The sequence below is a fragment of the Kitasatospora sp. NPDC058478 genome, assembly GCF_042720345.1.
Lineage (GTDB): Bacteria > Actinomycetota > Actinomycetes > Streptomycetales > Streptomycetaceae > Kitasatospora.
Window position 1 is genome coordinate 1 of record NZ_JBHXML010000074.1, and the last position, 17,652, is coordinate 17,652.

Consider the following 17,652-nt stretch of genomic DNA (forward strand, 5'->3'; position numbering starts at 1 on the left):
GTCACAGCCGGTGTCCCGACCGCCCGGATCACCGGCGCGCGAGTCGGTGTCCCGGCCGCCCGGATCACCGGCGCGCGAGATGGACGGTGAGGTCGGCCGCGATCTCGACCGTCTCGGGCAGCACCCGCGCGATCGCCTCGAAGGCCCGCCGCCGCCTCGGCGGCGGCAGTTGGAGGTACGCCGAGACGGTCGACAGGTGACCGAGGTAGTACGGGGCGCTCACCAGCAGGCGCCGCCGGATGACGGACTGCCGGACGTCACGGAACAGCCGGGACCGTTCCAGCTCCGTACCCGGCCACTGCAGTTCCTCCTCGGGAGCGGTCCCGTCCGGGGACGGGACGTCGTCGCTCTCCAGGAACGGCGCCCGGGCCGCCCGCACGGCCTCCTCGACGGCCGGGTCGGCCAGCTGGAACGGCCCGCCGAGGTTGGCGAACACTCCCTCCGGCTCCAGCAGTTCGGCCACCCGTGACCACCGGCCCTCCGGGCGCGTCCAGTGCAGGGCCGCCGCCGCGTAGACCAGGTCGTACGTCCCGCCCGGCCGCAGGTCCTCGAACGCGGCCCGGACGGTCCGCACGTTCGGGGGCGCCGTCCTGCGCAGTTCGGCGAGCATGGCCGCGTCGGGCTCCGTCGCCGTGACGTCGACCCCGCGCCCGGCGAACAGCCGGGTCGCCTTGCCGGTGCCCGCACCGATCTCCAGTGCGGTCCGCACCGGCCGGCCCGCGTACGCCGCCACCGTGTCGAAGAGTTCGTCAGGGTACCCCGGCCGGAAACGTTCGTAGGCTTCGGCGATCGCGCCGAAGCTCAGTGCACGAGCAGACATGCCGAGCATCCTGACACGACCGCGGCGGGCCGTGCCCCGGGTTTTCCGCCGCCGCACCGCGCCCGGAGGAGTGGTGTGGGTCCGGAATCAGCCGGTTGTCGGTAATGAACGATTGTGTTCCCTATACCTCGGGGATACTGCCGGTGTCAGTGGACGGACCCGCCCCTCACCGTCGTTCGCTCCCGAGCCATTGGGGACCTGCCATGGTCACCTCGCGCGCCCTGGCCCCGGCGCCGCCCGCACCCGCACGACGCGGCCAGCACCCGGGGACAGCCCTCACCGTCATCGCGGCCACCCAGCTCATGGTGGTCCTCGACGTCACGATCGTGAACATCGCCCTGCCGCACATCCAGCAGGCGCTGAGGTTCAACACCACCGACCTGTCCTGGGTCGTCAACGCCTACACCCTCACCTTCGGCGGGCTCCTGCTGCTGGGCGGGCGGATGGGCGACATCCTCGGGCGCCGGCGCGTGTTCGTCGCCGGGGTCCTGATCTTCAGCCTCGCCTCACTGCTCGGCGGCGTCGCGCAGTCCTCCGGCTGGCTGCTGGCCGCGCGCGCACTCCAGGGCCTGGGCGCGGCGATCGCCTCGCCGACCGCGCTCGCCCTGATCGCGACCAACTTCCCGGAGGGCCCGGCCCGCAACCGCGCCTTCGGCGTGTACTCGGCCGTCGCGGGGGCGGGCGGCGCCGTCGGCCTGCTCGCCGGCGGGATACTGACCTCCTGGCTTTCCTGGCGGTGGGTGCTGTTCGTCAACGTGCCGATCGGCATCGCGATCGCGCTGCTGGCGCCGCTCTACATCAACGAGTCCGAGCGGCACCCCGGACGCTTCGACCTGACCGGCGCGTTCGCCGCCACGGCGGGCATGGTCTCGCTGGTCTTCGGCTTCATCCGGGCCTCCGACCACGGCTGGACCGACCCCGTGACGCTCACCTCGTTCAGCCTCGCCGCGCTGCTGCTGGCGGCCTTCCTGTTCCACGAACGGCGGGCGCCGCAGCCGATCACCCCGCTGCACCTGTTCCGCGACCGCAACCGCTCCGGCGCCTACGGGCTGCTGCTCTGCGTGGCCGCGACCATGTTCAGCATCTTCTTCTTCATGACCCTGTTCGTTCAGGACGTCCTCGGGTTCAGCCCGCTGCGGGCCGGCCTCGCCTTCCTGCCGATCAGCGCCGCGAGCGTCGTCGCCGCCCAGTTCGCCGCCCGCAACCAGCTGCGGTACGGGCGCAGGCCGTTCCTGGTGGTGGGCTCGCTGTTGGTGGCGGGCGGGGCGTTCTGGTCCACCCGGCTCGACGCCCACAGCGGCTACCTGACCGGGGTCCTCGGCCCGACCCTGCTGTTCGGCCTCGGGATGGGCTCGATCTTCGTCCCGGCCACGCTGACGGTGGTCTCCCGGGTCGCCCCGCACGAGACCGGCGCGGCCACCGGCATGCTCAACACCACCCAGCAGGTGGGCGGCTCGCTGGGGCTGTCGATCCTGGTCACGGTCTACGGCGCGGCCGGCCGCACCGAGGCCGGCCGGCAGGTCGGCGCGTTCCTGCGGCAGGCCACCCCGGAGCAGGCGGCCCGGTTCCGGGCCACCGGAAAGCTGCCGGCGCCGTACTCCTCCGAGGTGCTGGCGCACGGCATCTCCAGGGCGTTCGACATGGGCCTGGCCTTCGCCGTGCTCGCGGCGCTGATCGCCCTGTTCGTCATCAGGGCCGACCGGGAGGCGCCGCCCGTCAGCCCTTCGGGGGACGGCACTTGACAGGGCGTCCGGACATCGCCGACAGTCCATCTTGCAATGGTTTTCATCTTCGATAACCAGACTCCGCGAAAGAGGACACCCATGTCGCTCGACGTCTCCCCCGCCCTCCTCGCCCAGGCCGAGCACGGCCGGGTCAACCAGGCCGACTTCCTCGACACCGTGCGCGCCTCCCTCCCCTACGCCTACCAGGTCGTCGCCGGGCTCAGCACCGAACTCAGCGCCACCGAGGACGAGTTCACCACCGACAACACCACGCCCACCGACGAGGAGCGCGCCCAGCTGCTGCGCGCGCTCGCCAGCAACGCCATCCGCGGCAGCCTGGAGGACCACTTCGGCGTCAAGCTCGCCTTCGTCAACTGCCACCGCGTCGGCGCCTTCCGCCCCGGCACCGAGGACGGCGACGCCTACCGCGAGTTCACCTCGCTGCACAACCAGATCCGCAACCAGAGCCCGGAGCTGCGCAGCTGCTGACCCACCCGGACGCGCGGCGGACCCCCGCCCGGGGGAGGGGGGCCCGCCGCGCCCCGTACCGGGTCGATGTGGAGACGGGATTGCGCCGTGTTGCGCGCCGATGTCCGATCCCGCGCCGATCTTGTGGGGACGCGAGCCGCCTGCGTACGTTCGACGGGCACCACCCGCCCGGCCCTCCCGGGGCCGCCTCACACCACCCGGAGCCACCCACCATGCCGCCGACCCCACGACCGCTGCGGAAACTCGGCTTCCTGACCATCGGACTGTTCGACGAGGCCGACCCGCGCCGGGGCCACGAGTCCACCCTCGACCTCATCACCCTCGGCGAGCAGCTCGGCTTCGACAGCGCCTGGCTGCGCCACCGCCACCTCCAGTACGGGATCTCCTCCCCCGTCGCCGTCCTCGCCGCCGCCTCCCAGCGCACCAGCCGCATCCACCTCGGCACCGCCGTCACCCCGCTCGGCTGGGAGAACCCGCTGCGCCTCGCCGAGGACCTCGCCACCGTCGACATCCTGTCCGGCGGCCGCCTCAACCCCGGCTTCAGCGTCGGCCCGCCCACCCACTACGACCGGGTCCGCGGCGCGCTCCACCCCGACACCGGCGAGCACGAGGACTTCGGGACCGGCCGCGCCGAGCGCCTCCTCGGCCTCGTCCGCGGCGAACCCGCCTCCGACTTCGCCGGCACCGAGGGCATCGAGGTGTACTCCCGCCGGGTCCAGCCGCATTCCCCCGGCCTCGCCTCCCGGCTCTGGTACGGCGCCGGCAGCCTGCGCTCCGCCCGCTGGGCCGGCGAGCACGGGCTCAACCTGCTCACCAGCAGCATCGTCAAGGCCGGGGAGCCCGGGGAGTCCGAGGACTTCGCCGAGATCCAGCGCACCCAGATCCGCGCCTTCCGCGCCCAGCACCCCCACGGCGAGCGCGCCCGCGTCTCCCAGGGCCTCGTCGTCATCCCCACCGACGGTGCCAGCCCCGAACAGCTCGCCAAGTACCAGGCGTACGCCCTCGCCCGCACCCCGCGCACCCTCGCCCCGCAGGGCCCGGCCCGGATGGTGTTCGCGCCCGACCTGGTCGGCCCGTCCGAGGAGATCGCCGAGCGGCTGCACGCCCACGCCGGCTACCAGGAGGTCGACGAGGTCGCCTTCGCCCTGCCGTTCACCTTCGACCACCAGGACTACGTGCAGATCCTCACCGACCTCGCCACCCGCCTCGGCCCCGCCCTCGGCTGGCAGCCCTCGGCCGGGCACGGCTGACCCGGCGACCGGCCGCGCCGAGGGGCGCGGCGGCTCAGGGCCGGTCGGGGCCGCGGGTGGGCAGCGTCTGGCTGTAGACGACGCTCGTGGTCGTGCTGCCGAAGCCGGCCAGCTCGTCCACGAGCGTCTCCAGATGCTCCATGGAGGTCGCGGCGACCTTGAGGGTGTAGCAGTCGTCGCCGGTGGTGCGCAGGCACTCCAGGAGCTCCCGCCGCTCGGCGAGCAGCCGGCGCAGCGGCTCGTGCCGGTTGCCCGGGTACTTCAGCCGGACGACGGCGAGCACGGGGTAGCCGACCTTGGCCAGGTCGACCACGGCGTGGTAGCCGGTGATGACGCCCAGCGTCTCCAGGTTCCGCACCCGTTCCGTGGTGGCGGACGAGCTGAGGTTCACCCGCCGCCCCAGCTCGCTGAGGGAGATCCGGGCCTCCCGTTGCAGCTGTCCGATGATCTGCCAGTCGACGTCGTCGAGATTCACGGCCATTGTGCGATCCTACCGGCAGAACCACGGCGGAGAGCGATGATCACCGGGATGGTTCGGTTCCGTCGGCCATGATCACCGGGATAGCCTCGGTCCATGCAACTTGGCGTCAACGTACCGAACTTCGGGCCCGGGACGGACCCCGGCGTGCTGCGCGAATGGGCGCGGACCTCGGAGGGGCTCGGCTTCGACCTCCTCATGCTGTCGGACCATGTGACCATCACCCCGGACGTGGCCGTGCGGTACCCGGAGCCGTTCTACGAGCCGTTCACCACGCTGTCCTGGCTGGCCGGTCTCACCACGGACCTGCGGCTGGGCACGAGCGTGCTGATCCTGCCCTACCGGCACCCGCTGCTGACGGCCCGGCTGGCCGCCAACCTCAGCCGGCTCAGCGGCGGCCGGTTCGTCCTCGGGGTGGGCGTCGGCTGGGCGCGGCAGGAGTTCGACGCGCTCGGCGTGCCGTTCGCCGCGCGCGGCCGGCTGACCGACGAGTACCTGGGCGTGCTGCGGGACGCCTGGCGTCCGGAGACTCCGGGGGCGGGGATGGGGACGGGGGGCCACGCCGCCCCGACGCCCGTCTGGGTCGGCGGCCACAGCGGGGCGGCGATCCGGCGCGCGGTCAGGTTCGGCGACGCCTGGCACCCGCTGCGGCTCCCCCTGCCCCTGATGCGCTCGATCCTGGCGGAGCACTCGCTGCCGGGGTTCTCCCCCCGCATCGCCCTGCGGATCACCGAGGCGCCGGTCGACGATCCCGAGCGGCCCGCCGGGGTAGGCACCGTCGAGCAGGTCCTCGACGACCTCGACCAGCTGCGGCTGCTCGGCGCGGACACCGTCGTCCTCGACCCCTACCACGGCGATCCGGAGGAGACCCGTCGGCCCCGCGCGGCCTGGCAGGCGCTCACCACCGTGGCCACCCACTGGAAGGACCGATCGTGATCACCCCGGCCGACGAAACCCTCCTGCGGCGCGCCGTCGCCCTCGCGGCCCGGGCGGTCGCCCTGGGCGACGCACCGTACGGCTCCCTGCTGGCCGGCCCGGACGGCACGATCCTCGCCGAGGCGCACAACACGGTGCGGCGCGACGACGACATCACGGCCCACCCGGAGCTGAAGCTCGCCCGCTGGGCGGCCCGCGAACTCGACCCGGACCTGGCCGCCCGCACCACCCTCTACACCAGCTGCCAGCCCTGCGGCATGTGCGCCGGCGGCATCGTCCGCTCCGGCCTCGGCCGGGTGGTCTTCGCGCTCTCCACCGAGCAACTCGTCGAGCTCAACCCGCAGTCGGGCGCCTGGCCGACGGTGGCCCAGGACGGCCCGGCCCTGTTCGACGAGGCGCGCGCACCCCTCGACGCCTACTACCGGCCAGGCCGCTGACGTCGACGCGCCGGGCGGGCACTGGTCAGATGACTAAGCGCTTGCTTAGACTCGGGCCTCCAGTGCAGGCCCGCACGCGCCCCCAGGAGACGTCATGACCGCGACCAACCGTCAGATCCGCCTCGCCCGTCGGCCGGTCGGGGAGGTGCGGGCGGAGGACTGGGCACACGGGTCGAAGCCGGTGGGGGCGGCCGGGCCCGGGGAGTTCGTGGGGCGGACGCGGTACGTGTCGCTGGACCCGGCGATGCGCGGGTGGCTGGACGACCGGCCGTCCTACCTGCCGCCGGTCGGGCTGGGCGAGGTGATGCGGGCCGGGTCCGTGGTCGAGGTCGTCGAGTCCGACCACCCGAAATTCCGCGTCGGCGACCACGTGGTCGGCAGCTTCGGCGTCCAGGAGTACGTGGTCTCGGACGGCAAGGGCGCGCTGAAGGTCGACCCCGCGCTCGCGCCGCTGTCGACGTACCTCGGCGCGCTCGGCATGCCCGGGATGACCGCCTACTTCGGGCTGCTGGACGTCGGGGCGCTCAAGGAGGGCGAGACCGTGGTGGTCTCCGGCGCCGCCGGGGCCGTCGGCAGCCTGGTCGGGCAGATCGCCAGGATCAAGGGCTGCCGGGTGGTCGGCATCGCGGGCGGCCCCGAGAAGTGCGCGCTGCTCACCGGGGAACTGGGCTTCGACGCGGCGATCGACTACCACTCCGAGGACCTCCGCAAGGCGCTGCGCGACCACGCGCCCGACGGCATCGACGTGTACTTCGACAACGTCGGCGGGGACGTCCTGGACGCCGCGCTCACCCGGCTCGCGATGCACGCCCGGGTGGTGCTCTGCGGGGCGATCAGCCAGTACAACAACGAGACCGCCGTGCAGGGCCCGTCCAACTACCTGTCACTGCTGGTGCGGCGGGCCCGGATGGAGGGCTTCGTGGTGTTCGACTACGCGCCCCGCTACCCGGAGGCGGCCCGGGAGCTCGCGGGCTGGATCGCGGACGGCCGGATCAAGGTCAAGGAGCACGTGGTGGAGGGGACGGTGGACGACTTCCCGACCGTCCTCGGGATGCTCTTCCGCGGGGAGAACACCGGCAAGCTGGTGCTGCGGCTGGCCTGAGCTCAGGTCTCAGCTCTGGCCTGAACTCCGGCCTGATCCCGGCCCGGTGCGGCGGCGACGTGGTGTCCGCCGCCGCACCGGGGGTGTTCAGAGCAGGCGCTTGATCTCGCCGCGCGCCCGGTAGAAGCCGCCCGAGGCGGACTCCCGCACCTCGGCGACCAGGTACCGCGCCCCCGCGACCCGGACGTCCTTCGGGAACTGCACCCGCCGGCCCGGGTCGAAGCCCGCCGACACCACCCGCACCCGCAGCCGGGCGCCGTCCTGCACGCACTCGACCTCGATCCCGCCGCCGGGCAGGCCGCCGGTGCCGGTGACCACCGTCTCCAGGGCCGTGCCCGGCCGAACCGCCTCCCAGCCGGCGTTACGCACCTCGGCGGTGGCCGGCAGCGTCCCGCCCTCGGCCGCCCGGACGGCCTGCTCGCTCGCGTCCAGGCAGGCGAGCGAGCCGTCCGTGGTCACCAGGTAGAGCCGCCCGTCCCGGTACTGCATGCTGTACGCGGAGCCGCAGCCGGTGGCGAGCTTCCACAACCGGGTGCCGTCGGCGGCGAAGCAGTACACCGAGGAGTGGTTGTCCCCGGCGAAGACGTACTCGCCGTCCGGGGAGGCCGCGCAGGAGAACACGGCGGCGTCGCAGCGGTAGGCGGCGACCTCGGAGCCGTCGGACTTGCGCAGCCGGTGCACCCAGCCGCGCCCGGTGCCGGCGAACACCTCGTCGGCCTCCTGCCAGCCGAACAGCACCTCGCCCTTGGTCGCGGTGTGCCACAGCTGGTCGCCGCCGCGCGCCGCGTAGCGGGCGACGCCGCGCGAGTGGCCGTGGTAGACGCCGTCCGCGTCGCAGCGCACCATCCAGCCGGAGCGACCCTCGGCCTTGCGGCGCCACTGGAACTCGTCCTCGTGGTCGACGGTGGTCAGCCCGCCGCGTTCGTCGGCGACGCCGAGGACGCCGTCGTGGATGTCGAGCCAGAAGATGTCCACGTCCTCGGCTATCTCGTACGCCACCCGGGGGACCTTCCCACCCAGGTCGTACACCTTGCCGTCGTCGCAGCCCGCGTAGATCCACCAGTCGTCGGCGACGATGCACTTGACGCCGTCCGGCAGGCCGAACCGGGCGGTGACCTCGCCGTCGTGGGTGAGGGTGTAGACGTCGCCGCGCTCGTTGCCGACCCAGGCGTGCTCCTCGCCGACGAAGACGCCGAAGGCCGGCGAGCCGGAGCGGAACCGCCACAGCAGCGGCGCCTGGTTCGCCGTCGAACGGGTGCTGACGAGCTGCCGCCTGGTCACCGCCCGGCGCTGGCGCACGCCCTGGACGGCCGGCGCGTAGCCCTTGCGGACCTTCTCGCCGATCTTCTTGGCCGCCGACGCCGCGGCCTTCTCGGCGCTCGGGAAGCTGGTCGACTTGGCCTGCCCCTCCTCGCCGATCCGCCCGTACCGGACCGTCACCGTACTGCCGGCGAGCCGCACCTCGTAGAACTTGTGCGCGCTCCCCTCCTCCTCGGACAGTTCGAGGTAGGTGACCTGCTCTTCCACGGCGACGGACACGACGAAGTCCCCTTTCGGGTTTTCGGGCAACGGAGACGGGAGGCGAGACGGGGCCTGTTCGCGGCCCCGCTCACCGACAACCCCCAACCTAGGGGGCGGCACTGACAGCGCGTCCCGCTGGGCTTGCCCGGAACCCCGCTTCCCACTTGTCGCCTCACGAACCATTCTTCCGCCGTACATCTGGCCGTCGCCCGCCGCGCACGGTAGGGATCGGGTGGCGTTGCTAGAACCGCAGCGCCCGAACTTTCTTGTCCGTGCTCAGACCGCCGGGCCACCAGCCCGAGCGGCCGTCAGGAGGAAGCTCATGCGGAGTACCCAGCGAGTCCGGCGCAGAGCGATGGCGGGGGCGTCCGCCGCAGCCGTGGTGGGGGCGCTGCTGGCGCTGCCCGGCGGCGTCGCCCAGGCGGCGTCACCCGACGTGGTGATCAGCCAGGTGTACGGCGGGGGCGGCAACTCCGGTGCCCCGTACGCCAACGACTTCATCGAGCTGTACAACCGCGGCACCGCGCCGGTGTCCGTCACCGGCTGGACGGTGCAGTACGCCTCGGCGGGCGGCACGTCCTGGGGCCGGACCACCCTGTCCGGCACGATCGCGCCGGGGCGTTTCCTCCTGGTGCAGGAGGCCGCCGGGGCCGGGACGGGCGCGGCGCTGCCGACGCCGGACGCCACCGGGACCCTCAACCTGGCCGCGACCTCCGGCAAGGTCGCGCTGGTCACCAACGGCACGGCGCTGACCTGCGGTTCGGGCTGCGCGACGCAGCCCGGAGTGAAGGACCTGGTCGGCTACGGGTCGAGCGCCAGCTCCGCCGAGGGCTCGCCGACCGGCAACCTGTCCAACGCCACCGCCGCCCTGCGCGTCGGCGGCGGCGCCACCGACACCGACAACAACGCGGCGGACTTCACCATCGGCGCCCCGACGCCGCGCAACTCCGCCTCCACCGGCGGCGGCACCACCACCGGCGCCCGAATACACGACATCCAGGGCGCGGCCCGCACCTCCCCGCTCGCCGGCAGCGCCGTGAGCGCGGTGCCCGGCGTGGTCACCGCCGTCGGGCCCAACGGCTTCTGGTACCAGGACCCGCAGCCCGACAACGACCCCGGCACCAGCGAGGGCGTCTACGTCTACACCGCCGGCGCGCCCACCGTCGCCGTCGGCGACTCCGTCACGGTGAGCGCCACCGTCAGCCAGTACCGCCCCGGCGGCAGCGGCGGCACCACCAACCTGTCGATCACCGAACTCACCGCGCCCAGCGTCACGGTGCTCGCCCACAACGCGCCGCTGCCCGCGCCCACCCTGGTCGGCCTCGGCGGGCGGGTGCCCCCGGCGGCGGTGATCTCCAGCGTCACCGGCGGGGACGTCGAGACCGCCGGGAACTACCAACCCGCCACCGACGGCATCGACTTCTGGGCCTCGCTGGAGGGCATGCGGGTCGAGATCGACAACGCGGCCGTGGTCGGCCCCAGCAACAAGTACGGCGACCTCCCCGTCGTGCCCCAGGGCAGCACCACCCGCACCAACCGGGGCGGCATCCTGCTCCAGGCGAACGACGGCAACCCGGAGCGGGTGACCCTGGCGAACGCGCTCGCGCCCACCCCGGCCGCCAACGTCGGCGACACCCTGACCGGCGCGACCGTCGGCGTGCTCGACTACTCCTTCGGCAACTTCAAGCTCCAGGTCACCGCGACCCCGGCGGTCACCTCCGGCAACCTCGCCCCCGAGGTCACCGCCGCCCCGACGGCCGGCCAGCTCGCCGCCGCCACCTTCAACGTGGAGAACCTCTCCCCCGCCGACCCGCAGAGCAAGTTCGACGGCCTCGCGGCGGGCATCGTCACCAACCTGCGCGCGCCCGACCTCGTCGCCCTGGAGGAGATCCAGGACAACAGCGGCCCCACCGACGACGGCACCACCGCCCCCGACCAGACCCTCGCCAAGCTCACCGCCGCCATCTCGGCGGCCGGCGGCCCGGCCTACTCCTACCGCCAGATCGACCCGGTGGACGGCCAGGACGGCGGCCAGCCCGGCGGCAACATCCGCCAGGTGTTCCTGTTCCGCACCGACCGCGGCCTGAGCTTCACCGACCGCCCCGGCGCCGGCTCCACCACCGCCGACTCGGTGGTCAACAACGGCGGCACGCCCCAACTCGCCTACTCCCCCGGCCGGATCGACCCGACCAACACGGCGTTCAACTCCAGCCGCAAGCCGCTCGCCGGCGAGTTCCGCTGGAACGGCAAGCCGGTCTTCGTGATCGCCAACCACTTCAACTCCAAGGGCGGGGACCAGCCCCTGTTCGGCCGCTACCAGCCGCCCGCGCACCCGTCCGAGACCCAGCGCCACAACCAGGCGACGGCGGTGAAGAGCTTCACCGACCAGATCCTGGCGGTGGACCCGAACGCGGCGGTCATCGTGCTCGGCGACCTCAACGACTTCGAGTTCTCGCAGACCGCCGACATCCTCACCGCCGGCGGCTCGCTGACCGACCTGCCGCGCACCCTGCCGCTGCCCGAGCGCTACACCTACGTGTACGAGGGCAACTCCCAGGTGCTGGACCACATCCTCATCTCCGGCGCGCTGGCGGCGAAGCCGTACAGCTACGACATCGTGCACATCAACAGCGAGTTCAGCACCCAGCTGAGCGACCACGACCCGCAGGTCGTGCGGATCCCGCTGCCCTGACGCACGACACCGGCGCGGTGCCGGCCTCACCCCTGGCGGGGAGGCCGGCACCGCGTTCGCCGTTCAGCCTCCGGCCACGGCGGCCAGCAGGGCGCGCAGGGCCTCGTCGTCGCGGATGCCGGCGCCCGCGAAACAGCCCCCGACGATCCGGCGGTCGCGCCCGGCGAGGTCGGCCAGGCGGCGGCGCTGACCGTCGTCCAGGGCGGTGGTGCCCAGGGCCGCCAGGGCCTCGCCCGCGCCCCGGAGGTCCGACCCGGTCTCGGCCGCGCGCAGGGCGGCCTCGACCAGGCGCCCTCGGTCGAGAGCGGCGCCGTCGGCCACCGCGAGGAGGGCCAGCACGGCGGCCGGGGCCTTCACCCGGTCGGCGAGCAGCCCGTCGAGCCTGGCGGTGAGCGGGCGGGCGGCCGGCCCCAGGAGGGCGGCGACGCGGGCCGCGCGGACGGCCGTCCGGTCGAACCACGCCCCGTCATCGGCGCGCCGCAGGACGCCGTCCAGGATCGGGACGACCTCGGCCGCGGCCCCGGTGATCCGCCACAGCGCGTCGGCCACCGCCAGGTCGGCCTCCAGCACCGGCGAGGTATCGGGCACTGGGGAAGTGTCGGGCATCGGGGAAGTGTCGGGCACGCCTCCGGCGCTCAGCGCGGCGCGCAGGGCAGGGGCCAGCAGGAGGGCCCCGGGGCCCAGGCCGGCGGCGGCCCGGGCGGCCTCGGCGACCGCGTACGGGCCGGCCGCGAGCCGGTCGGCGAGTACCCCGAGCAGCGCCTCGGGATCACCGGTGAGGTCGTACAGCGCCCGGGCCGCCGCGACGGAACCGGGCACCTCCCGCAGCGCGGCGGCGGCGCGGTCACGCTCCGCCGCCGGGCCGTCCACCGCGACGGCCGCGACGGCGGCCGCCGCCTCCGGGCGGTGCGGCAGCACCGCGCACAGCTCGGGCAGGGCCGAGGCGGCCGCGCGGCCCCACTGGCGCACCAGGCGGAACAGCTGGTGGTGCTCGTTGCCGCCGAGCTGCCCGGCCGTCAGCCGGGCGCGGACGGCCGCGAGCAGCTCGGGGTCGAAGGGGAACGGCGCGTCGGCGGGGGCCCGCTGGCCGGCCGCGGCCTCCAGCGCGCGCGGGCGCCGGCCCAGGGCACGGGCGAGCAGCGGGGCCGCCGTCCGGGGTGCGACCAGGACGAGCGCGGCCAGGGCCTCGTCGGCGGGCCCGTCCTCGGCCTGCGCGGCCCGGGCGGCCAGCCCCGGGGCGGCCTCGGCGGCGGCCGGGCCGAGGTTGCCGAGCAGGTGCGCCACGTCGGGGTCGGCGACGAGCTGGGCGAGCGCCGGAAGCAGCCGCCGGGGCGCGCTGCGCGACAGCTGGCAGGCGTGGTCGGCCGCCCAGACGGCCTCGGCCCGCACCTCGGGGCGCTCGTCGCACAGGGCCCGGTCGAACAGGGCGTAGGCGGCGTCGCGGTCGGCGGGCGTCCCGCGCAGCAGCAGCTCCTCGGTGATCACGCGCAACGGCTCCCGGCGGTCCAGGTCGTACCGGTCGACGGCGACCGGGTCGGCGGGCAGCAGGGCGAGGACGGCGGCGTGGTGGGCGCCCGTCCACGGCTCGCCCGCGTCCAACCCGGCGAGGACCGCGGCCAGGCGCAGCGGCGCCGGCGTGCCCTCGCCCAGCAGCGGCCCGACCTCGGCCGCGGCCCCGGACCGGTCCAACCGGCCGAGAGCGGTGAGCAGTTCACCGCGGACGACGGGGTCGGTCTCGCTCGCCCAGCGGCGACGCAGCGCGGGCAGGGCGGCCTCGACGGCCCTGGTCTGGCCGACGGCCCAGGCGGCGGCCTGCCGGACGGCGGCGCTGCCGTCCGCCAGCAGCGGCAGCAGCAACGGGAGTTGGCCGACGACAGCGGCCCGGACGGGGGCGGGCGGGACCTCCCCGCCGCCCTCCCGCTCCCCGTCCCGATCCCCGTCCCGCGCTCCGTCCCACTCACCCTCGCTCTCGGCCAACCCGCCGAGCAGGCCCAGGACTTCGACCGTCCCGCAGCCGGCCGCCGCGATCCGGGCCAGATAGGGGACGGCGTCCGCGCTGGCCGTGTACACCGAGCCCTGGTGGAGGATGCACGAGTAGAGCTCGGCGAGCGCCTCGTCGGCCTGCTCGCCGCCGGCGGCGAGCGCGCGCAGCAGGCCGGGCAGGTTTTCGGCGGGTCCGTAGGCGTGCGAGACGGCCGCCCAGGGGTGGGCGTCGAGTCCGTCGAGGGCGTGGGCGAGGTCCATGGGCGGATCATCGCAGCCGCCACCGACAGTACTCAGGCGTCCCGTAGTGCTCAGGCCTCCCGGCGGGTCAGGCGTCCCGGCGGGAGGGTCAGGCATCCCGGCGGGTCAGGCCGAGGGCGGCCAGGGTGAGGGCGACGGCGAGGTAGCCGGCGAGGGTGGCCAGGCAGCCGGCCGCGCCGAGCCGGTCGATGCCGCCCGCGGAGGCGACGGTGCTGCCCAGGCCCTCGAAGACGCTCTGCAGGCCGAACCGGGTGGCGCCGTCACCGAGCGGCGCCAGCAGCATCGGCGAGAGGAAGAACAGGCCGAACAGCACGGCGACGGCGCCCGCGGTGTGGCGCACCAGGAAGCCGAGCGCCAGGCCGAGCAGGGCGAAGACGGAGAGGAACACGCCGCAGCCGACGACCGCGCGCGCCACGCCCGGGTCGCCGAGCGACACGGCCAGGTGCTTCCCGGCCAGGGCCCGTTGGCCGAGCAGGAAGGTCAGGAACGCCAGCAGCTGCCCGAGCAGCGCCGACACCCCGCCGACCACCAGCGCCTTGGCCGCGAACACCTGGCCCCGCCGGGGCACGGCGGCCAGGGTGCTGCGGATCTGGCCGGTGGTGTACTCGCTGGAGGCGGCCAGGGTCCCCAGCGTGCCGATCGCCAGGACAGCGACGTAGAAGCCGCCGGAGAAGCCGTAGCGGACGGGGTCGAAGCGCTCGCGCTGGACGGCCGTCCAGACGTCCCAGTTGTCGGCGGCGCTGCCGTAGTCGATCAGGCCGATGAACAGGGCGGCGGCGAGCGCGACGACGGCGGTGAGCGGGGTCGCGCGGACGCTGCGCAGCTTGACCCACTCGCCGGCCAGTGCGCCTCGGGTGGTGGGGGCGGTCATGTGGTCCTCTTTCCGGACGTAGTGGTGGTGACCGTCATGCGGTCCGCCTTCCGGACGTACCGGTGGTGGCGCGGTAGTCGACGGTCTCGCCGGTGGCGTCCAGGAACGCCTGCTCCAACGAGGCCTGCCGGACGGTGAGTTCGTGGACGCCGAGGCCGTGCGCCGCGGCCAGCTCGCCGATCGCCGCCGGTTCCAGGCCGCCGACGGCCAGTGCCCCGCCGGGCTCCTCGGTGACCGGGACGGCCCCGGCGGCGCGCAGCAGCCGGGCCAGTTCGGCCGGCCGGGCGCAGCGGACCAGGACGTCGGTGCGCGCGTTCTCGGCGAGGAAGTCGGCGGTGGGGCGGTCCGCGACGAGCCGGCCGCGCCCGATGATCACCAGGTGGTCGGCGGTGACGGCCGTCTCGCTCATCAGGTGCGAGGAGAGCAGGACGGTCCGGCCCTCGGCGGCCAGGTCGCGCAGCAGGGTGCGGATCCAGTGCACGCCCTCCGGGTCGAGCCCGTTGACCGGTTCGTCGAGCAGTAGGACGGGCGGGTCGCCGAGCAGGGCGGCGGCGATGCCGAGGCGCTGCTTCATGCCGAGGGAGAACCGCCCGGCCTTGCGGCGGGCCGCCTGTTCCAGGCCGGTGCGGGCCAGCACCTCGCGGACCCGGGACGGCCCGATGCCGTTGGTGACGGCGATGCCGAGCAGGTGGTGGTAGGCGGAGCGGGCGGGGTGGACGGCGCCGGCGTCGAGCAGCGCCCCGACTTCCCGCAGCGGGTGGCGCAGGGCCGCGTACGGCCGGCCGTTGACGGTCGCCCGCCCGCTGGTCGGGGCGTCCAGGCCGAGGATCATCCGCAGCGTGGTGGACTTGCCCGAGCCGTTCGGCCCGAGGAAGCCGGTGACCTGTCCCGGCCGGACCGTGAAGGTCAGCCCGTCCACGGCGACGGCGCCGCCGTAGCGCTTGGTGAGGTCGCGTACCTCGATCATCGTGGTGCCTTTCCGGGTTTCCCGGTCGGCCGAGGGGGCCGACGCGGGCTCCACGCTCCCGCCCGGGCCCGGTGCGGGGCGTCCCGCCGTGGGGGGAGATCACGGCGTTCGGCGGGGCCGGCCTCTGCCCGTGGTCGTAGGCCCACAGGGCGATGCCGGGCGCGGGGGCCGCCGCTAGCCTGGGGAAATGCCCCGTGCTCCGCATCCGCCGGTGACCAGGAGGCTGCGCCCGGGCCACTGGGTCGCGGTCGACCTGGCGGTCTCGCTGGCCCTGACCGTGCTCACCTGGTTCCGGGTGCTGGACGCCTACCGGGTGTTCGACCCGCACCACCGCGGCTACCCGAAGCCGACGTCGGCGGAGCTGGTGACGGTGCTGGTGTGCGTCGTGGCGGTGGGCGCGGCCGCCGGGCTGCGCCGGCTCGCGCCGGTGGCCGCGGCCGGGGTGGTGTTCGCCACCTGGGCGGTGGTGGTCGCGGTGGCCGGGCAGCTGACGATCGCCAACCTGGCCGGGTTCCTGGTGGTGGTCGCGGCGGCGATGGTCGTCTACCTGGTCGCGGCTGCCGGGCCGATGCGGCTGGGCCTCACCGTCCTGGCGTTCGGCCTGGTCGGGGCCGGGCTGAGCCGGTTCGGGTCGCGGGAGCTGTGGAACAACCTCGTGCTGTCCGCGCTGGAGGTCGTCACCGCGTGGGCGCTCGGCTGCGCGGTGGCCCGCTACCGGGCGTACGGCGCCGAGTTGCGCCGGCACCAGGTCGACCTGGCCACGGCGGAGCTGGCCGAGGAGCGGATCCGGCTGGCCCGGGAGCTGCACGACGTGATCGCGCACAGCATGAGCGTGGTCAACGTCCAGGCCGGGTACGGCCGTTTCGTGATCGGGCGGAATCCGGCGCAGGCCGAGCAGGCGCTGGCCGCGATCCAGGCGGTGAGCCGGGACGCGATGGTCGAGATGCGCGGCCTGCTGACCGTCCTGCGCGGCGCCGACGGGGCCGGGCTCGCGCCCGCGCCCCGGCTGGCCGATCTGGACCGGCTGGTGGCGAGCAGCGCCGAGGCCGGGGTGCGGGTGGAGCTGCGGGTGGGCGGCGTGGTCCGGGAGCTGTCCGACGGGGTCGAGCTGTCCGCGTTCCGGATCGTCCAGGAGGCGCTGACCAACGTGGTGAAGCACGCGCACGCGGTCGAGGCGCGGGTCGCCGTGGAGTTCGAGGAGGAGGCGCTGGTGCTGGAGGTGAGCGACGCCGGTCGCGGCGGGCCGGTCGGGGTCGGCGGGCACGGATTGGCGGGAATGGCCGAGCGGGTCGGGCTGTACGAGGGCCGGTTGGAGGCCGGGCCGCTGCCGGGCGGCGGGTTCCGGGTGCGCGCCGTGCTGCCGCTGGCCGACGCGGGCGGGCAGGAAACGTCGTGACGGGAGACGCCGCGAACGGGGCACCCGCCGGCCCACCGATCCGGGTCGTGGTGGCCGACGACCAGACCCTGGTACGGGCGGGCCTGGCCGGGATCGTGGCCGCCGCCGACGCCTTCGAGGTGGTGGGCGAGGCCGCCGACGGGGCGCAGGCCGTCCGGCTGGCCCGCGCCGGGCAGCCGGACGTGGTGCTGATGGACATCCGGATGCCGGGCACGGACGGCCTGGCGGCCACCCGGCAGATCACCGCCGAGAGCGCCGTGCGGATCCTGATCCTCACCACCTTCGACCTCGACGAGTACATCTACGGCGCGCTGCGCGCGGGGGCGTCCGGCTTCCTGCTGAAGTCGACCCCGCCCGAGGAACTGCTGGCCGCGATCCGGGTGGTCGCCGCCGGGGAGGCGCTGCTGGCCCCGAGCGTCACCCGCCGGCTGATCCGCGAGTTCGCCGCCCGGCCGGCCGCCGAGCCGGCGACCGCCACGCCCGGCGGCGACGAGCGGGAGCGGGTCCTGCGCGCCGTCACCGGGCGGGAGTTGGAGGTGCTGACACTGATCGGCCGCGGGTTGACCAACGCCGAGATCGCCGAGCAGCTGTCCGTCAGCACCGGCACGGTCAAAACGCACGTCGGCCACCTGCTGGCCAAGCTCGCCGCCCGGGACCGCGTGCACCTGGTGATCACCGCCTACCGCGCAACCCTCGTCGAGTCCTGACGGCCGCCCGCCCCAGGA

15 protein-coding genes are annotated in these 17,652 nt (G+C 74.6%); 9 read left to right on the forward strand and 6 right to left on the reverse strand.

What is annotated here, in order from left to right:
• Positions 1-64: 64 nt before the first annotated feature.
• The gene (locus tag ACFWPT_RS32705; protein ID WP_380381042.1) at positions 65-820 is read right to left on the reverse strand and encodes a class I SAM-dependent methyltransferase; all 756 of its coding nucleotides are present in this window, start codon (positions 818-820) and stop codon (positions 65-67) included.
• 203 nt (positions 821-1,023) lie between these two features.
• On the opposite strand from ACFWPT_RS32705, the gene ACFWPT_RS32710 reads away from it, so the two are divergent.
• The 3 genes from ACFWPT_RS32710 to ACFWPT_RS32720 all read left to right on the forward strand — a co-directional run bounded on the left by ACFWPT_RS32710 (position 1,024) and on the right by ACFWPT_RS32720 (position 4,283).
• The gene (locus ACFWPT_RS32710) at positions 1,024-2,562 is read left to right on the forward strand and encodes an MFS transporter (RefSeq protein ID WP_380486209.1); all 1,539 of its coding nucleotides are present in this window, start codon (positions 1,024-1,026) and stop codon (positions 2,560-2,562) included.
• Positions 2,563-2,643: 81 nt separating this feature from the next.
• On the forward strand, positions 2,644-3,033 hold the full coding sequence (locus ACFWPT_RS32715; protein WP_063345914.1) for an SCO5389 family protein: 390 nt from the start codon (positions 2,644-2,646) through the stop codon (positions 3,031-3,033).
• Between the two features lie 212 nt (positions 3,034-3,245).
• Positions 3,246-4,283 carry an LLM class flavin-dependent oxidoreductase gene (locus ACFWPT_RS32720; RefSeq protein ID WP_380486211.1) on the forward strand — a complete coding sequence of 346 codons (1,038 nt, stop codon included), beginning with the start codon at positions 3,246-3,248 and terminating at the stop codon, positions 4,281-4,283.
• A gap of 34 nt (positions 4,284-4,317) precedes the next feature.
• On the opposite strand, the gene ACFWPT_RS32725 is transcribed toward ACFWPT_RS32720, so the two are convergent.
• On the reverse strand, positions 4,318-4,764 hold the full coding sequence (locus ACFWPT_RS32725; RefSeq protein WP_380486213.1) for an Lrp/AsnC family transcriptional regulator: 447 nt from the start codon (positions 4,762-4,764) through the stop codon (positions 4,318-4,320).
• A gap of 93 nt (positions 4,765-4,857) precedes the next feature.
• On the opposite strand from ACFWPT_RS32725, the gene ACFWPT_RS32730 reads away from it, so the two are divergent.
• From ACFWPT_RS32730 to ACFWPT_RS32740, 3 genes are all read left to right on the forward strand, one after another.
• Entirely contained in the window at positions 4,858-5,697 is an 840-nt protein-coding gene (locus ACFWPT_RS32730) for a TIGR03619 family F420-dependent LLM class oxidoreductase (protein WP_380486215.1), read from the forward strand.
• Positions 5,694-6,134: a nucleoside deaminase gene (locus tag ACFWPT_RS32735; RefSeq protein WP_380486217.1), complete on the forward strand. Its 441-nt coding sequence runs from the start codon at positions 5,694-5,696 to the stop codon at positions 6,132-6,134. The genes ACFWPT_RS32730 and ACFWPT_RS32735 overlap by 4 nt, the downstream gene beginning before the upstream one ends.
• A 94-nt stretch (positions 6,135-6,228) precedes the next feature.
• Positions 6,229-7,236: an NADP-dependent oxidoreductase gene (locus ACFWPT_RS32740; protein WP_380486219.1), complete on the forward strand. Its 1,008-nt coding sequence runs from the start codon at positions 6,229-6,231 to the stop codon at positions 7,234-7,236.
• Positions 7,237-7,323: 87 nt separating this feature from the next.
• Here the strand turns inward: ACFWPT_RS32740 and ACFWPT_RS32745 are convergent, their stop codons facing one another.
• Complete coding sequence (locus tag ACFWPT_RS32745) at positions 7,324-8,775, reverse strand: WGR domain-containing protein (protein ID WP_244293240.1); 1,452 nt, start codon at positions 8,773-8,775, stop codon at positions 7,324-7,326.
• A 304-nt stretch (positions 8,776-9,079) separates the two neighbouring features.
• Between ACFWPT_RS32745 and ACFWPT_RS32750 the strand changes: the two genes are divergently transcribed.
• Positions 9,080-11,449, forward strand: coding sequence for a lamin tail domain-containing protein (locus ACFWPT_RS32750; protein WP_380376014.1), 2,370 nt, complete (start codon positions 9,080-9,082; stop codon positions 11,447-11,449).
• A 63-nt stretch (positions 11,450-11,512) separates the two neighbouring features.
• Here the strand turns inward: ACFWPT_RS32750 and ACFWPT_RS32755 are convergent, their stop codons facing one another.
• The 3 genes from ACFWPT_RS32755 to ACFWPT_RS32765 all read right to left on the reverse strand — a co-directional run bounded on the left by ACFWPT_RS32755 (position 11,513) and on the right by ACFWPT_RS32765 (position 15,531).
• Positions 11,513-13,693 (reverse strand): HEAT repeat domain-containing protein, encoded by a 2,181-nt coding sequence (locus ACFWPT_RS32755; RefSeq protein WP_380486221.1) that lies wholly within the window; start codon positions 13,691-13,693, stop codon positions 11,513-11,515.
• A gap of 88 nt (positions 13,694-13,781) precedes the next feature.
• On the reverse strand, positions 13,782-14,564 hold the full coding sequence (locus ACFWPT_RS32760; protein ID WP_380486223.1) for a hypothetical protein: 783 nt from the start codon (positions 14,562-14,564) through the stop codon (positions 13,782-13,784).
• A 34-nt stretch (positions 14,565-14,598) separates the two neighbouring features.
• Positions 14,599-15,531, reverse strand: a complete 933-nt coding sequence (locus ACFWPT_RS32765; protein WP_380486225.1) for an ATP-binding cassette domain-containing protein — start codon at positions 15,529-15,531, stop codon at positions 14,599-14,601.
• A gap of 187 nt (positions 15,532-15,718) precedes the next feature.
• Between ACFWPT_RS32765 and ACFWPT_RS32770 the strand changes: the two genes are divergently transcribed.
• Positions 15,719-16,927, forward strand: coding sequence for a sensor histidine kinase (locus ACFWPT_RS32770; RefSeq protein WP_380486227.1), 1,209 nt, complete (start codon positions 15,719-15,721; stop codon positions 16,925-16,927).
• Entirely contained in the window at positions 16,924-17,634 is a 711-nt protein-coding gene (locus ACFWPT_RS32775) for a response regulator (RefSeq protein WP_380486229.1), read from the forward strand. The genes ACFWPT_RS32770 and ACFWPT_RS32775 overlap by 4 nt, the downstream gene beginning before the upstream one ends.
• Positions 17,635-17,652: the final 18 nt, after the last annotated feature.

Bases quoted from the DNA above. Each gene is read 5' to 3' on its own strand.
- ACFWPT_RS32705 (WP_380381042.1), bottom strand. From the start codon at position 820: ATGTCTGCTCGTGCACTGAGCTTCGGCGCGATCGCCGAAGCCTACGAA.
- ACFWPT_RS32710 (WP_380486209.1), top strand. From the start codon at position 1,024: ATGGTCACCTCGCGCGCCCTGGCCCCGGCGCCGCCCGCACCCGCACGA.
- ACFWPT_RS32715 (WP_063345914.1), top strand. From the start codon at position 2,644: ATGTCGCTCGACGTCTCCCCCGCCCTCCTCGCCCAGGCCGAGCACGGC.
- ACFWPT_RS32720 (WP_380486211.1), top strand. From the start codon at position 3,246: ATGCCGCCGACCCCACGACCGCTGCGGAAACTCGGCTTCCTGACCATC.
- ACFWPT_RS32725 (WP_380486213.1), bottom strand. From the start codon at position 4,764: ATGGCCGTGAATCTCGACGACGTCGACTGGCAGATCATCGGACAGCTG.
- ACFWPT_RS32730 (WP_380486215.1), top strand. From the start codon at position 4,858: ATGCAACTTGGCGTCAACGTACCGAACTTCGGGCCCGGGACGGACCCC.
- ACFWPT_RS32740 (WP_380486219.1), top strand. From the start codon at position 6,229: ATGACCGCGACCAACCGTCAGATCCGCCTCGCCCGTCGGCCGGTCGGG.
- ACFWPT_RS32750 (WP_380376014.1), top strand. From the start codon at position 9,080: ATGCGGAGTACCCAGCGAGTCCGGCGCAGAGCGATGGCGGGGGCGTCC.
- ACFWPT_RS32755 (WP_380486221.1), bottom strand. From the start codon at position 13,693: ATGGACCTCGCCCACGCCCTCGACGGACTCGACGCCCACCCCTGGGCG.
- ACFWPT_RS32760 (WP_380486223.1), bottom strand. From the start codon at position 14,564: ATGACCGCCCCCACCACCCGAGGCGCACTGGCCGGCGAGTGGGTCAAG.
- ACFWPT_RS32765 (WP_380486225.1), bottom strand. From the start codon at position 15,531: ATGATCGAGGTACGCGACCTCACCAAGCGCTACGGCGGCGCCGTCGCC.
- ACFWPT_RS32770 (WP_380486227.1), top strand. From the start codon at position 15,719: ATGCCCCGTGCTCCGCATCCGCCGGTGACCAGGAGGCTGCGCCCGGGC.